The organism is Thalassoglobus neptunius (genome assembly GCF_007859735.1).
GTDB classification, from domain to species: domain Bacteria; phylum Planctomycetota; class Planctomycetia; order Planctomycetales; family Planctomycetaceae; genus Thalassoglobus; species Thalassoglobus neptunius.
The window spans coordinates 1,717,145-1,731,620 of record NZ_SIHI01000001.1; the positions used below are offsets into that span (position 1 = coordinate 1,717,145).

The following is a 14,476-nucleotide window of genomic DNA, read 5'->3' on the forward strand; positions in this document are numbered from 1 at the left end:
TCGATGAGACAAGAGTTTGATTCGCTCAGGAGAGGTTGTTGAGAGCACGTTTATGTCAATTCACGAGCTTTAACTGTTTAAGCTCTAATTGTCGAGTTGGAACTGCTGTGCTTCGTCCGGTCCCGGAGTGGAATATCCGGGGGCTTTTGCGCGTATGAAGACTTCTCCATCGTCTCTGATCTGAACGTCTAACGGCACAAGCGTCACGCCTTGTTCGTTAATCGTTTGGGCTGTTCGTCCGAGGTCGGTGGTTTCGATTCCCTCAGAAGACAACGGCGGTCGATTCGCATTGAAGAAGGCTGTGCACCACCAGCGTCCTTGATGATCTTGGAAAGGAGTTCCATGACCGAGGAAACGACCGACGAACTGGCGCTCGCTATAGGGGCCTTCAATGTCGTCGGAAGTGGCATAATAAAGGTTGTAGCTGCCGTGTCGCATCACGCCGGTTGACCAACCAGTCCCGAATAAAACGTACTTGTCGCCGATCTTGTGGAGCAGGCAACCTTCGTGTCCCATCTTGCTTGTTTCCCCACTTGGGCCAATCCTGGTCGGTTTCTTTTGAAAGCCGCTCCAGTCAGGTTTGATCGGGGCAATTGACGTCGCTCCCCAGATCATCCACCACGTCTCGTCGTCATCTTGAGAGAGTGATGGGTCATGCCGTTTGCGAATGGAGACGCCCATCGGATTGCTCCACGGACCACTCACTTCTGCCCCTTCAGAGAGTGAGAGATTGGCTCCTGCAACGGGCGAAGGGCTTGTATGAATGAGCGCCCAGCGGTCTCCAATCCAATGAAGTTCAGGGGCCCTAAGCCTCCATTCTGACTCTGGGGTGTTCTGGAACTTTTTAGGCTGTCGTTGAAACCAGACACCAGACTTCAATGTGAACGGAGTTCCGAGAGTCTCCCAGTCGATAAGATCGCGACTTCGCCAGACTTGCGCTTTCCAGCCGACCAGTGACAAGTTTCCGAGTCCGGTGTTATATGGGTCAAGGTGTTGTCGCGGGTCATCAGGAAGCGGAGTTGTTCCGGTGAGGTAATAATAACCATCCGGGCCGAGAGTAATGAACGGATCGCGAATCCATCCCTGTTTAACGAAAACAGCTTCGTTATGATCTTTCAGTTTCGATTCGAGGACGTCTCTTTCTGGAACGTCTTGAATCTTAGGCGGCTGACTCTGTTGGGTTGGAGGCTGCCGAGTCAATGATTGAATCACTTTCACTTCAGCAGCAGAGTAAGGAGTTCCATCCTTGCGAAAGACGTCATGATGCCAGAGGTTCGGTTCTTGAGTATACGGCTTATTCCAAGAGTCCCAGGGATAAATGGTTTGCGATTTTCCATCGACAAGCCCCCAGTTGTATGCGCCAACACGATTCTTGTGAATGATCGGGAGGATTGCTTCGAAGGTCGACTTGTTTCCGCGAGCCATATATTCCGTGCAAAAGACCGGGCGGCCGAGTTGTAATAAACCCTGTGTTAACCTTTGCGTTTCTTTCGGGCCAGCATATGTGTGAAACGAAGTGACATCAGATGCTTCAATCGAGAATCGTTGAATCGAACTGGGTGCCTCAAGATAGTTCCCAGCCCAAACGCCACAGGTCAGTGGCTGTGATGGATTCACCTCTCGAGCCCATTCGAATGTTTTCCTCAGAAGTTCTTCGGCGCGTCGTGCCTTTTCTTCGGGCGGCAACTCCTGCTTTGTTCCATCAACGCCGTAAGAGTTTGCAACATTGTTGTCCGGTTCGTTGAACAGATCCCAAAGAAGGATGCGGGAGTCATCCTTATACCTCCGCATCACAGCTTGAACGTATGGCTTTAAGCTGTCTTGAAGGGACGAGTCTTCGAGAAGCTTTCGGCCAGGCGATTGAACCCATCCCGAATTGTGAAGTCCGGGCGTGGGATCAGGCTGTTTTCCCAGTTCAGGGTATGGATGCCAAACGCCATCGAAAATGACCATCATCGTGCTGATGCCGTGCGAGTCCGCAATCTCAAGGTATTTATCGAACCGCTGAAAGAATCCTTCGGGATCGGCTTTCCATGCGAGGTCATGCAGAAAGACTCGCATCGAATTCATTCCGATCGCAGCTGCCCAGCCGAGTTCGCGATCAATCGTTTCAGGATCGAACGTCTCAGCTTGCCACATTTCGAGCTGATTGATCGCAGTCGACGGCACAAAGTTCGCGCCGACCGGCCATGCGACAGAGTCGTACCATTCGTTGGCTCGCTCGGCACTCCATCGTCCGGGTTGGTCGGAGAATTCAGTAATGGAAGGAGCAGCAGGCTGCTGAGCAAACGCGAAGTTCGCCCAAGTCAGAAGGAAAGCCAGCGAGAGCGCGAAATTCTTCATGAGAAAAGTCTCATTGTCCGGAGGTAGTAGGAAAAAGTTTCGACGCGGGAAACGGTGTCCCGACTGGTCTCAGCGATCTGGCGAATCTCATCGCTCAGACAAATTGTTGCAGCCTCACTGAATGAGTCGGCATGGGGCAACGCGACGGTCGTTGATTTCGAAGCTTCTTTCGAGTGTCGAAATTGAACGCATCGAGAGAAGGGCACGATCACAAAACACATCAACCAGTAGATCGCCGTCTGTTGATTTGTGACTGATTGGAGAGCAAATGTCGAACAGCTCAGTCAAGATTTCGACAGAAGTCCAAGCAAGGACGCCGATTCGAGCAGATCTTCGGCAAAGCTTTTCAGAAGCCCTGAAATTCTTCGTCACAACTTGAGAAAGATTTGAGTATGACGAACAGCTCAAACTCGCGCGGAGAATCCTTCGAGCCTCTGATGGGACCCGTGTTTTCTTCTCTCACTATCCCGTCAGCGAATTACGTTCTGACCGAACCGGTGAGCCAACCCGCGAGGCTGCCACCCAGAACAATAGGGACCCAGGCGGCCTGTTCTGCCGGGACGATCCCTGACTGCCCGAGAAAACTGCTTCCGATCGAGACGCCATAAATGATCGCCAGCACGATCACGCAAGTGGCGATGTTGGTCACCTGTTGCATCGTGCTCATACGGTCTTTTCGCACAATCAAAGGAATGACGATATAGAGGCCGACAAGAGTCAACAGAGGTTGCGTGATGCGAGAATGGAGATGCATCAGAATTCCGCGTCGCGAAATATCACTTCCGTACGGTTCATGCAGAAATCTGAGCAGTTGGGGAGTGCCCATCAACCGATAGTTTGAAGTCTTGCGGCTCATCTGACTGAAACTGAGATGAGTATTGATGAACACGTCTGTCCCGTTCGGCTGGGGAACAATGTTCTGTCGCCCCAATTCCGTTAACGGAAATTCTTGAAAGGGAACTGATGTCTGTTTGAGGAGCCAGCCTCCCGGACGTTGCGTCCCATCCTCATCCGACTGCGGAGGAAGATAAATGCCGTCCTCCGCTTCCAGCGTGAAGTAGTCGGTGGTCAAAAGCGGTGGCTGAATGCGGAATTGAGGTTTGTGAAGTCGCTTCTCTTCCGGATAAACGCCTTCGCCTGTCAAGAACATTTGCCAGCGCAAGTCGAACTGAGGGTCCACGTTTTGCGCATCTTCTGCAGACTGCCCATGTTTTCTTTGCAGTTTGGGAGCAATGGCGGGCAAGACGAGTTCCTGATTCGCGAGAAGGGCTCCACTGATCGCCAAGACGCCGAACGCGAGTGGAAGTGTCAGTCGATAAGTTGGGATCCCAGCTGCGAGGACAGGATGAATTTCGCCGGACTTCAACAAAAGCGCAAGTGTCGAGACCGCGGAGATCACAACTATCGAGGGGCCAGCAAGATCAATGACCATCAGTGAATGGTAGAAGTAATGATGCGCCATCAAATTGAGGAGCATCATCGAATTTCCGTTCGCTTCTTCGACACTTTCCTGAAAAGAGTCGAGATTCGTGAATCCATCGATCACGGCAAAGAGACCGATCGATGCAATCAGAAACACGGCAATGATATGGAAGTAGCGAAAGAGTAGATATCGGTCGTAAGTTGTCACGGTTGCGGACCAGTCGGGCAGAACGGTTCGCCGGATTAGAGATCAAAACAGCGAACAAGGTCAAGATGATCTCGGCGAACATAATTCGCGCTCAGTAAGTCTTCCCAACAAGACTCGAAGGAAAACCGGTGCCGGTATCAGAAAGTCCACATTGACCCAATTTCTGCAAACGCCGTAAACTTTGAATTACTCACCCGTTTCAATAATGAACGATGACAATGAGCCCAACAGCGAGGGACAATTCGCCATCACAACTTACGGACTGGCTGCGCGTTCAATTGCGCTGGGTCACTGTCCCGAGTTGGTTGATTTCCGGATTGTTTCATGTGGCTTTGGCGGCGCTGATTGTCTTTCTCACGCAGTTGCCAAGTTGTCGCGGGGACATTTCCGGAGATGACGGAGAGTCCTTTCGTGATGTCGGCATTCATGTGCGACCTGCAAAAAACGAAGCTGATTCGGACTCCGAAACCGAACTCGATGAGACTTCCGAGTCCTCCGATCTGGTGTACGAGAATCCACTCAAGATCGAAGAGCCCTTGCTGGACACGACGCCTCCCGTGGAGCTGCAACTTCCATCGATCGATATTCCAACACCTGTGATCGGAGCTGGCAGTGTGCCGGTCCCCTCAAGTGTTCCCACTCAGGAACTTGTTAAACCGAATTTGAGGAACGACTCGCCGAGTTCGTCGAATCCGTCGGGAGGCAATGTTGCGGGCGGAACGTCATTCATGGGAATTCGTGATGTTGGCAAGAGCTTCGTGTTCGTCATCGATCGTTCGTACAGCATGGACAACGATGGAGCCTTAGCGGCGGCGAAGTCGGAGTTGCTGGCGAGTCTGTCTCAGCTCGACGAGAATCAGCAGTTTCAAATCATTTTTTACAGCAACGAAGCAGAAGTGCTCCGACCTCGTGACGACCGATTTGATATGTTCTGGGGAACGGATGCCCAACGGATGCAAGTAAGCGGACGATTGAAATCGATCTTTGCCAGTGGGGGTACAGATCACCTTCCGGCATTGAGTCGAGCACTCAACTTTCGACCGGATGTGATTTATTTATTAACAGACGGTGCGGCTGAGTCGGCACTCGATTCCTCAGATATGAATGAAATCAAGCGCCTCAATCGAAGCGGCACTCGAATCAACTGCATTGAGTTTGGCCGATCGTCGGAACCAGCGATTAAAGGCGAGGCGAATTTCCTTTGGCAAATTGCCCACCGGAATCAAGGCAAGTATGTTTATGTGAACGTGAATCGTTCCAGGCTGTAATTGTAATTTGGAATCGCGCGATCAGTCACGGATAAGATCGCCGAGTTGTTATTTAAGAGTTGTTCGTGAAGGCGAACAAGATAGTGGGAATCTCATGCAGGAGACGAACTCCGAAGTAATGTCGCATAAATCGCGGTGGTTGTGGTTCTCAGTTCTGACGATCGTCATTGTCTCTATCGATCAATGGAGCAAGATTTATGCGATTGAGAACTGGAAAGGACTTCCCCCGCGGACATTCTTCAATGACCTGTTCCGCATTCAATATGCAGAGAATCCCGGAGCGTTTCTCAGTCTGTTCGCAGGGTTTTCACCGGAGTTAAGATTCTGGCTGTTGATCGTCATGACCGGAACGATGATGCTTGGGATGACGATTTACCTTCTCTTCAGCCGGACCGTGAGCACGCTGGTCTTCTTCGCCTTTACGCTCGTGGTCGGCGGAGGAGTCAGCAATATGATCGACCGAATCCGGTTTGAATGTGTTATCGACTATTTTAATTTAGGAATCGGATCGGTTCGAACAGGGATCTTTAATATCGCTGATATGGCGATTTCTGCAGGGTTCCTGTTGATGCTGCCACTCATTTTGTTCGGGGAGAAATCGTCTTCTTCGAAAGAAGCGACGAAATCATCGACCGATGCGACCGCGACAGGATCGACAGCCTCGTGACATCATTCACCGTCAGATCTGTCATGCACACGAAACCGCGATACCTGTTCGCAGTGGTTTCGATGTGGATCAGTTCGTCGATTGTGTTTGCACAGGATCGGGTCACGTATCTCCCTGAAGGGGCTGCCGCTCCGATCACTCTTGTCGGAGAAGTTCTGGATTCGACCGGTGAAGAACTGCGATTGCGCCCATCTGGAGGAATTCCTCAATCGATTCCAGCGGATCGCGTGGTTGAGATTGAGACGCACTACGATCCCTCGCATCTGAAAGGGATTGAGTTCTTTCAGAATGATCAACTTCAGGAAGCTGAAGAAGCATTTCGCGCGGCATTGAAACGAGAGCCGCGAGAATGGGTTGATCGAGAACTTTTGGCATGGCTCACTCGTTCCTACTTAAGAGAAGGGCAATTGACTGCAGCGTTGCAGTCGTTTCGAGAGTTGGTCAGTTCTGATCCGCTCACCCGTCACTGGGGGCTGGCTCCATTGGAATGGTCCTCCCGACAGGTTTCCGGAGGACTGCGACAGGCGGCGAAACCGCTCGTTGTGGAGAGTCGCGCCACCGATCGACTACTCGGCGCAAGTTTGCTGATGTTTGATCCCATTGCTGGCCCTGCCGCTCGAGCAGAACTCAATGATCTCGCGCGAAACACGAACCCCCGGATTTCCAAGCTGGCACGTTCTCAGCTCTGGCGATTAACACTCTCAACGGGCGAAGTGACACAAAACCGATTGATCAATTGGCAGGACGATATCGACGCACTTCCGGTCGGTTTGCGGGCTGGTCCTCAATTTTTGCTCGCCAAAGGGTACGAGCAAATCGGATTGCCCCGACTGGCAGCTGCAGAGTATCTCAAACTGACGATTCTGTATTCAGAGCACGAAGTGTTGACTGCGGCCGCCACTCTCGAAGCAGCGCGGCTGATCGGCGAGACTGGATTGACTCAGGAGGCAGATCTGTTGTACCGGGAACTTCTGGCCCGCTTTCCGAGGTCGGACGCAGCGAAACTCGCGAAAAATCAAATGCTGACGAACTAACGAGAAGTTGCGAAGCATATTCCTCACGGATTGAGAAAATGGCACAGACTTGTATGAGACAGTTCACGATCTGGGTGGCGGGCTTCCTGTTCCTTCTGATTTGTCAACCTGTTTCAGGGGCTGAGGGAGGTATCTTTCAGGACGGTCAGGTGAATCCCAAAGGTCTTCTTCAAGCTGGGGGGATCATTGGTTATGTTATCATCGCACTCAGCGTCGCAACGGTCGCATTGATCATCGAGCACCTTCTCAGTATTCGAAAAGGTTCGCTCATGCCTCGTTCATTGGCTGAGAAACTTCAGCAGTTGATTTCAAGCGGTCAGTATCAGCAAGCGGATGCTCTTTGCCGTGAGAGTCCCACTTTTCTTTCGTATGTTGTTTCGTCCGGAATCCAGGAGGCCAACTTCGGATATACGGCGGTTGAGAAAGCGATGGAAGATGCCTGCGTCGAGCAATCGGCTCGATTGAATCGCAAGATCGAATACCTCTCAGTGATCGGTGCCCTTGCTCCGATGCTTGGATTGATGGGAACCGTTTGGGGCATGATTCAAGCGTTCGCGGAGTTTACTGAGAAAGCGAATCCCATGCCGGCGGATTTCGCACCGGCAATTTCAGAAGCACTCGTGACCACTCTGTTCGGGCTGTGTGTCGCTGTTCCGGCACTCGCTGCGTATGCGTGGTTTCGAAACCGAATCGATGAGTATGTTGCCGAAGCGACCCTGTTGAGCGAACATCTCATTGCGCCGCTTCGCAGAACTCTGATGGACAAACGAAAACCGAATCGGGCAGCGGCTGCCCCTCAGCCGACCCGGAGTTGACCATGAGGGTTCCGACGCGAAACCGTGAGCGAGGAGTGCAATTCAATATCACTCCGCTCATCGATGTTGTGTTCCTGTTGGTGATCTTCTTTCTGGTCGCCTCTCATTTCGCCCGGTCTGAACCGTCCGAAGTGGTCGACTTACCGTCGGCGCAGGAGGTTGGAGATGACGATGTCGCCAGGCGACTCGTGGTGACTGTCACTCAGGATGGTCGCTATCTCGTCAAAGCGAACGAAGTCGATGTGGATCAGATTGAAGAGATGATTCGGGACGGAGCAGGGACCGATCCGGAGACATACGCCGTTCGAATTCGCGGCGATGAACGGACGCCCTATTCGGCGATCGAGCCAGTCATGTTGATTTGTCCTCGATACGGCGTCACGAGATTTGGGTTTCATGTTCTTCTGGAATAGAGCATCACTCGAGAGAAACGAGTACTGGCAGATTGTCGAAGACTTTCGATTGACCGATTGATTTTGAACACTTCGAGAAGGAATTAACGGCTGCAAGATGCGAGTTCCACAGAGGCACAAAAAGGATCACGAGTTCGGAGCGATGACTCCGATGATTGATATCGTGTTTCTGTTGCTCATCTTTTTCGTGGTGACCGCTTCCAGTCAGGTTCAGGAAGAGATTCTGCCCACCAATCTTCAGGCTCAGGGATCAGTCGAATCCCTCGTTGAACAAGTCGAAGAACCAACGCTTGAAGTCGAAATCTGGTTGAAACTCTCCGTTGCCGACGCAGACTCAACAACTGTTGTTGATGTGAACGGAACTCTTTACCACGATCTGGATGTTCTTAAATACCAGTTGAGGACTCTCGCGGAACTTGGTCCGGAGAATCCCGTCATTCTCGACATTGCAGGCAATGTTCCACTGGGGGACGTCGTTGACATTTACGACACCAGTCAGGCAGCCGGTTTCGAGTCCGTCAACTTCGCGGTCGATGCGCCGAATTCCAATTGATTCAATTTGCCGATCGTCGGTACTCTTTCGATCGGATTTCTGGAAGTTCTGGCGGTTCGCTTTGTTATCGGTGAAGTGACTTCGCTTCCCCGAGTTTCGACGTGATGGATCGCGTCGGTTTCAACTCAAAGGATTGAGGAACCTTGATCCGAAATTTCTTTATCGCATTTCTTGTCTGGTCGGCGTGCTTGACCGAGTTGTCTTGGTCGAGTTGGAGTGATGCTCCGTTTCGTCCTGCCTGTTTTCCGATCGTTGTCTTGCTGTCAACGTATTTGTGTGCCCCTGGATGGATGGTTTTCTGGTCCGGCATCTGCGGGTTGATGGTATCGACCCTTGCAGAACGTTCGGTCGTGGAATGCGTCGGCATTTATGCGACGGTCGGGCTTCTCGCCGCGTTGACCAGTCCGGATGCAGATAAGCATGTCCTCCTGACGAATCGATTGATTCGGTCGCTCTGGATTCTGGGTGGACTTGTGTTTGTCGAACTCCATCAGCCCCTGGGCATGATGCGTCGCCTGATCTCCGGAACGGAACCGGTCTTGTTGGGAAAACTTGGAGTCACCGTTCTCTGCGCCGTTGCACTTAGCCTTTTGGCCACGTCATTGGACCGAAGGAGCGAAGCGTGAGCGGTTTCGTCAGAGCCAGCGACAGACTTCCGTCAATCATTCTGGCGAATGCTGTGAACATGTTCCGTCAGAGTGAATTGGAGAGAACGCCTCCCGCGACACGTGTTGTCAGGGAGCGCGATGCATAATCAACCGTTCTCAAGATTTCAGTCAGCTGACACCGGTCATTCTGAAAGAAGTCACAGCCCACAGTGGAGATTATGGGCTGTCCAGAGTTTCGTGTGTCTCGTTCTCTTTGTCATCGCTGCGAGAGTCGTCACTTTGCAGGTGACGCTGAGGCAGAGGTTTCTCGATGTCTGGTCGGAATCGACGGAAACAGAAGAGTTTTTAAGTGCGAGAAGTGGGCGGATTCTTTCGCGTGACGGAGCTGTGCTGGCTTACGACGAAAGACGCTACGATCTGGCTGTCGACTATCGATGGTTGGAGTCTCCTCCGGATCAGCAATGGCTGCAAAGAGAAATCTCGCGACGACTCGGGGCGCGTGACCGGAGAGATGAAGCCAAGCGATCAACTGTCGAGCGTCAGATCTTGCAGGAACGAGATCGTCTGTTCGAGCAGCTGGCGCAATTGACAAAAACGTCGCGCGAAGAACTTGAGTCGGATGCCCGCGCGACGCAGCTGAAAATTGAGCAAATGGTTGCCGACGTCGAAGAGCGGAGGCTGCAAAGAAATCTGGAGTCGTTCAAAGTTCAACAACTCAACTGGAAAGACGGGATCTGGGGGATTGTCGAAACCATCCGTCAGGAACTGACAACTCCACCCCGCCGCTATGCGGATGATCCGATCATTCTCAAAGAAGAACTCCAACCTCACATTCTGATTGAAGGAGTTCCTTTGGAAGTCGCGGCTGCGATCGAATCGCGACCCCATGAGTTTCACGGAGTTCATGTGAAAACTCGATCGGCACGAATCTATCCTCTCGACGATGTGGCAGCTCACGTCATTGGAGTGCGTCGACTCCCACGACTGAATGAGGAGACCACCGGTCAGGGAGGAGTGGAAGAGACCTATCATGACCAGTTAAGCGGACGTTCCGGACGTCGCTTGAATGTTCGCAATCGTCGCGGCGACATCATTGAGTCAACTGTCATCGCTGAACCTCAAGACGGGAAGGAAGTCGTCCTCACGATTGATTCACAGATACAGGAGACTTCAGAAAGACTCCTCGATCAGAGAGTGGTTCAATCTTCGACGAGCTTGGACCAAGAGACTCTCGCCTCAGGCGGAGTCATCATCGTCATGGATTTGTGGACCGGAGATGTTCTGTCGATGGCCGCTTCGCCAAGAATCTCGCCGCAGGTTCAGGTGAACCCGACGATTGAAGAATGGCGAGAGATGTTGGCTCGTGAGAACCAACCGTTCTTCCCCAGAGCCACACGAATGGCTTTGTCTCCCGGTTCTGTGTTCACGCTCGTCACTGCCATCGCAGCTTTGGAGGAAGGAGTGATTGGCCCGGACGATTTGCAGGAATGCCAGGGGTTTCTCCATCATCCGGATCATTATCGCTGCCAACAATATTTGCAGACAGGGCATGGCCACGGAGTGCTGCGACTGGAAGAGGCAGTGTGTCAGTCGTGCAATGTTTTCTTCTTTCATCTCGCTGAGCGGTTAGGAATCGAGCGTTTAACAAATTGGGCGGACGCCTTCGGTTTCGGGACTCCGACCGGGATCGATCTTCCATCGGAAGTGGCCGGTCAGGTGGTGTCTCCTTCTCTTCAGCAAGCGGAGAAAACCATTCAAAAAAGAGCCGCCCTTCAAATGGCGATTGGACAGGGAGAGTTGCTGGTCTCCCCGCTACAAATTGTGCGTCTGATGGCAACGATCGGAAACGGAGGGTATCTCGTGACGCCGCAAATCGTTCATAAGCAGGGGGGAGTGACGAGAACAAGTTCCGAAATGGAAAGAGTCCCCGGTCTAAGCCGCGAGACATTGAAAGTGATTCAGCGGGGAATGGAGATGGTCGTGCAACACCCACTCGGAACGGGAGTTGAAGCGATGACGCCCGCGATGACCATCGCAGGAAAGACGGGAACAGCACAGGCCAGCGGAAAAAAATCGCATGCCTGGATGGGAGGCTTTGTCCCTGCAAATGCTCCCCGATTTGCGTTCGTCGTCGTGCTCGAACACGGAGGCTCCGGAACTGCCGATGCCGCACCAATCGTCGCTGAGTTAATGACCGAACTCATCGGTTTGGGATATCTCCGTCCACAATGGGAGGACTCGTCATCCTTTCGGGAAAACAACTCCGACGCCGTTTCAATCGATTCCGATCATGCTCCATCACCGCGATAAAAAAACACGCTGCTTATGTTACGCATATTGCCCATTTTCTGTTCGGTTCGTGAATTGATGGTTGCGAGCTCGAAAATTCTTGCGAGAGACACCCTGGGAAGCGTTAGAATAAACCGAATCGCCTGGAGTGTTGACGACAGAGATCCGTCGAAGGAAATACGCAGATGCCGTTAAAGACCCTGGAAATGGAGGAGCCAGCGCTCAATCTGACGCCAATGATCGACATCGTGCTTCTGCTGGTGATTTTCTTCATGGTCGGGACGCAGTTCGCCGAAGATGAAGGCCAGTACGAAATCGTCCTGCCAACGGTCTCCGAAGCACAGCCTCTCACCTCTTTGCCGGATGATATCGTGATCAGTGTCACGCACGATGGAGGCTTGATCTTTGATGGCGAGGAAATGTCTCTCCAAGATGTCGAGGCCGAACTTCGAGCTGCGAAGAGTCGATATGCCGGGCAAGCGGTTGTGATTCGTGGAGACGGGGCCGGGCCGTATCAACATGTGATGACTATCTTAAACCTCTGCCAACGTACACAAATTAAGAACGTTCAACTTGCGAATCGGGAAGAGGATGGCGGGCCATGATCTTTCTCACCCCCAACTACCGGGACGAAATCTGGCATCTGGGGATGCTACTGATTTCCATTGTGCAGCCAGTTCTTGTTGTCTTGATGGCGATCGGGTTCATCTTCGTAACCGCCCACTTGATCACAATGATCGGGACGCGATGGGGAGATCGACGGACAAACTCGAAGGCTCTGTTCTTTTCGCTTGCAATTCACTTGCTGCTGGCATGTGGATTGATCGCGCTGATCCCCGAGTATCGCCCGCACATCTCAACAAATCCGTCGAACTATGAAAGCGAGCCGATTCGGGTTCGTCCTCCGCAAGAGAAATCGGACCTGCTGGCATCCAATGCTGGGCCGGGCAATACCCCTGTCTGGGACCAGTTGAAGAACCAACACACAGAGAACTGGGAACGGTTTTCCGCACCATCGATTGAACTGGAAGACTCCACTCAAGAGCTATTGCGAACGACCGAAGAGTCAGAGTTCACTCCATCATTTGCAGGCGATGCACAACCTTTGCCGCTCGAAAATCAACCTGTTCCGCAGCAGGAAATTGACGCCGAACAGGGAGTCCTGGAAGAGGCAGCAATTGATCTGCAAACCGAAAAGCTGGTCGTGAATTCGACCCCGAGCGAGGAAGCGTATTCTGAAGTTCGCGATCGATTAAATCGAGAGACTGCGAGCGTGACAGGTGAGACTGAAGATCTGGAGGCAGCCCGTCCTCGTGCTGGAAGCATCGATCGACTTCGCCCCGAACTCGCCCGAGACAGACAGAAGATGAACCTGCTGGCGACTTCCGAACCGGGAATTCCTGAAGTCGAAACCGGTCAGGCGGACTCGATCCGTCAAATTCAGGCACCCGTCGCGATTGCACTCGACCCCGAATCCGCAGGTGTGATGAGAGACCCGGAAGAAACATCCGCTTCCCCGCGTTCTGCTTCTGGTTCCGGGCTGACTCGAACACGTCCGAGGCAAGAATTGATCTCTGACGACGTCACCATCAGCCGTTACCGACCGTCGGCGACACCCAGTCGGCCGGATTCTTTTTCCCCGGACCCAAGTGCTTCGTTGAGCGGAATGAATCAGTTGGCCCGCGCGCCTGAGCAGCCGCCACAACTGAGACTCCCGAGCGGAAACCTTCCCGAACGATCAGAACAACGGACTGTCCCTTCCGCTTACGTGCTCCGTTCTGAGGATCTCCGAGAACGCGCGGTTCTGAAGTACGGGGGATCAGATGAGTCGGAGTCGGCTGTCGATCGCAGCCTCAAATGGCTCGCACAAATGCAGCACCCCGATGGCTATTGGGATGCAAGCCGGTCCGGAGCAGGGCAGGTCGGCGTCGATGATGAAGGAATCGACCGTCAATACGCGGGCCGATACGCAGATACCGGCGTGACGGCACTGGCAGTGCTTGCATTTCTCGGCAAGCTGAACACTGTCGATGAAGGAGAATATTCCGATGTTGTGAACCGTGCTCTGCGTTGGCTCATCGCGCAGCAACGCCCGAGAAGATGGTCCAACGGGGAAGAAACGATTGGCTATCTCGGAGGTGAAGCAACGCAATTCGCAGGCATGTACTGTCATGGAATGGCAACATTCGCCCTCGCGGAAGCGTATGCCATTTCCAAGAACGACAGCACGTCCAGATTCCTGCGTCAACCGCTCGAAGACGCTGTAAGTTATATTCTCGAAACTCAAATTAACGATGGGGGATGGAGATATATTAAGGGGCAGCCGGATGGCGATATGAGCATGTTCGGCTGGCAATTAATGGCTCTAAAAAGTGCGGAAGCGGCCGGAATCGAAATTCCACAACAAGCCAAGGAGCAGATGCGGAAGTTCTTACGCGACCGCAGGCTCGGCCGATACGGCGGGCTCGCCGGGTATCGCAGTTCAGACCCGCCCAGCCCGGCCATGACTGCCGAAGCGATGTTCTGCCGCCATGTTCTCAACGTCGACAACGATCGTTCAGCAGCCAATGAAGCATCTCGCTACCTGCTTGCGAATCGTCCCAGTCGATCAACAATTAATCTCTATTACTGGTACTACGGAACGCTTGCAATGTATCAGCACGGCGGAGACGATTGGGATCAATGGAACAACGCCCTCCGTGATTTACTCATCGCAGAACAACGCAAAACCGGACCACAGGCAGGCAGCTGGGACCCGCGCGGTGTCTGGGGGCGTTACGGCGGCCGAATTTATTCCACCGCAATCGCAACTCTGAGTCTCGAAGTCTACTACAGGTACTTGCGAGAAGAGTAACT

The 14,476-nt window shown here is 52.7% G+C and carries 12 protein-coding genes; 10 read left to right on the forward strand and 2 right to left on the reverse strand.

Annotated features, from left to right (window positions below):
• Nucleotides 1-84: 84 nt before the first annotated feature.
• Both KOR42_RS26480 and KOR42_RS06885 read right to left on the reverse strand, forming a co-directional pair.
• Entirely contained in the window at nt 85-2,343 is a 2,259-nt protein-coding gene (locus tag KOR42_RS26480) for a family 43 glycosylhydrolase (RefSeq protein WP_197440936.1), read from the reverse strand.
• Nucleotides 2,344-2,821: 478 nt separating this feature from the next.
• On the reverse strand, nt 2,822-3,973 hold the full coding sequence (locus KOR42_RS06885; RefSeq protein WP_146508226.1) for an LptF/LptG family permease: 1,152 nt from the start codon (nt 3,971-3,973) through the stop codon (nt 2,822-2,824).
• A gap of 218 nt (nt 3,974-4,191) precedes the next feature.
• Here KOR42_RS06885 and KOR42_RS06890 point away from each other — a divergent pair, with 218 nt between their 5' ends.
• The 10 genes from KOR42_RS06890 to KOR42_RS06935 all read left to right on the forward strand — a co-directional run bounded on the left by KOR42_RS06890 (nt 4,192) and on the right by KOR42_RS06935 (nt 14,474).
• Nucleotides 4,192-5,241 (forward strand): vWA domain-containing protein, encoded by a 1,050-nt coding sequence (locus tag KOR42_RS06890; protein WP_197440937.1) that lies wholly within the window; start codon nt 4,192-4,194, stop codon nt 5,239-5,241.
• Nucleotides 5,242-5,359: 118 nt separating this feature from the next.
• Nucleotides 5,360-5,908: a signal peptidase II gene (lspA, locus tag KOR42_RS06895; RefSeq protein ID WP_231740730.1), complete on the forward strand. Its 549-nt coding sequence runs from the start codon at nt 5,360-5,362 to the stop codon at nt 5,906-5,908.
• Between the two features lie 23 nt (nt 5,909-5,931).
• Nucleotides 5,932-6,942 carry a tetratricopeptide repeat protein gene (locus tag KOR42_RS06900; protein WP_146508233.1) on the forward strand — a complete coding sequence of 337 codons (1,011 nt, stop codon included), beginning with the start codon at nt 5,932-5,934 and terminating at the stop codon, nt 6,940-6,942.
• Between the two features lie 38 nt (nt 6,943-6,980).
• Nucleotides 6,981-7,757 carry a MotA/TolQ/ExbB proton channel family protein gene (locus tag KOR42_RS06905; protein ID WP_146508235.1) on the forward strand — a complete coding sequence of 259 codons (777 nt, stop codon included), beginning with the start codon at nt 6,981-6,983 and terminating at the stop codon, nt 7,755-7,757.
• A 2-nt stretch (nt 7,758-7,759) separates the two neighbouring features.
• Nucleotides 7,760-8,170, forward strand: coding sequence for an ExbD/TolR family protein (locus KOR42_RS06910; protein WP_146508237.1), 411 nt, complete (start codon nt 7,760-7,762; stop codon nt 8,168-8,170).
• Nucleotides 8,171-8,267: 97 nt separating this feature from the next.
• The gene (locus tag KOR42_RS06915; RefSeq protein WP_146508239.1) at nt 8,268-8,723 is read left to right on the forward strand and encodes an ExbD/TolR family protein; all 456 of its coding nucleotides are present in this window, start codon (nt 8,268-8,270) and stop codon (nt 8,721-8,723) included.
• A gap of 143 nt (nt 8,724-8,866) precedes the next feature.
• Nucleotides 8,867-9,349 (forward strand): hypothetical protein, encoded by a 483-nt coding sequence (locus tag KOR42_RS06920; RefSeq protein WP_146508241.1) that lies wholly within the window; start codon nt 8,867-8,869, stop codon nt 9,347-9,349.
• A 120-nt stretch (nt 9,350-9,469) separates the two neighbouring features.
• Complete coding sequence (locus KOR42_RS06925) at nt 9,470-11,641, forward strand: peptidoglycan D,D-transpeptidase FtsI family protein (protein WP_146508242.1); 2,172 nt, start codon at nt 9,470-9,472, stop codon at nt 11,639-11,641.
• 164 nt (nt 11,642-11,805) lie between these two features.
• Nucleotides 11,806-12,225, forward strand: a complete 420-nt coding sequence (locus tag KOR42_RS06930; RefSeq protein ID WP_146508244.1) for an ExbD/TolR family protein — start codon at nt 11,806-11,808, stop codon at nt 12,223-12,225.
• Entirely contained in the window at nt 12,222-14,474 is a 2,253-nt protein-coding gene (locus tag KOR42_RS06935; RefSeq protein ID WP_146508247.1) for a prenyltransferase/squalene oxidase repeat-containing protein, read from the forward strand. The genes KOR42_RS06930 and KOR42_RS06935 overlap by 4 nt, the downstream gene beginning before the upstream one ends.
• Nucleotides 14,475-14,476 lie beyond the last annotated feature (2 nt).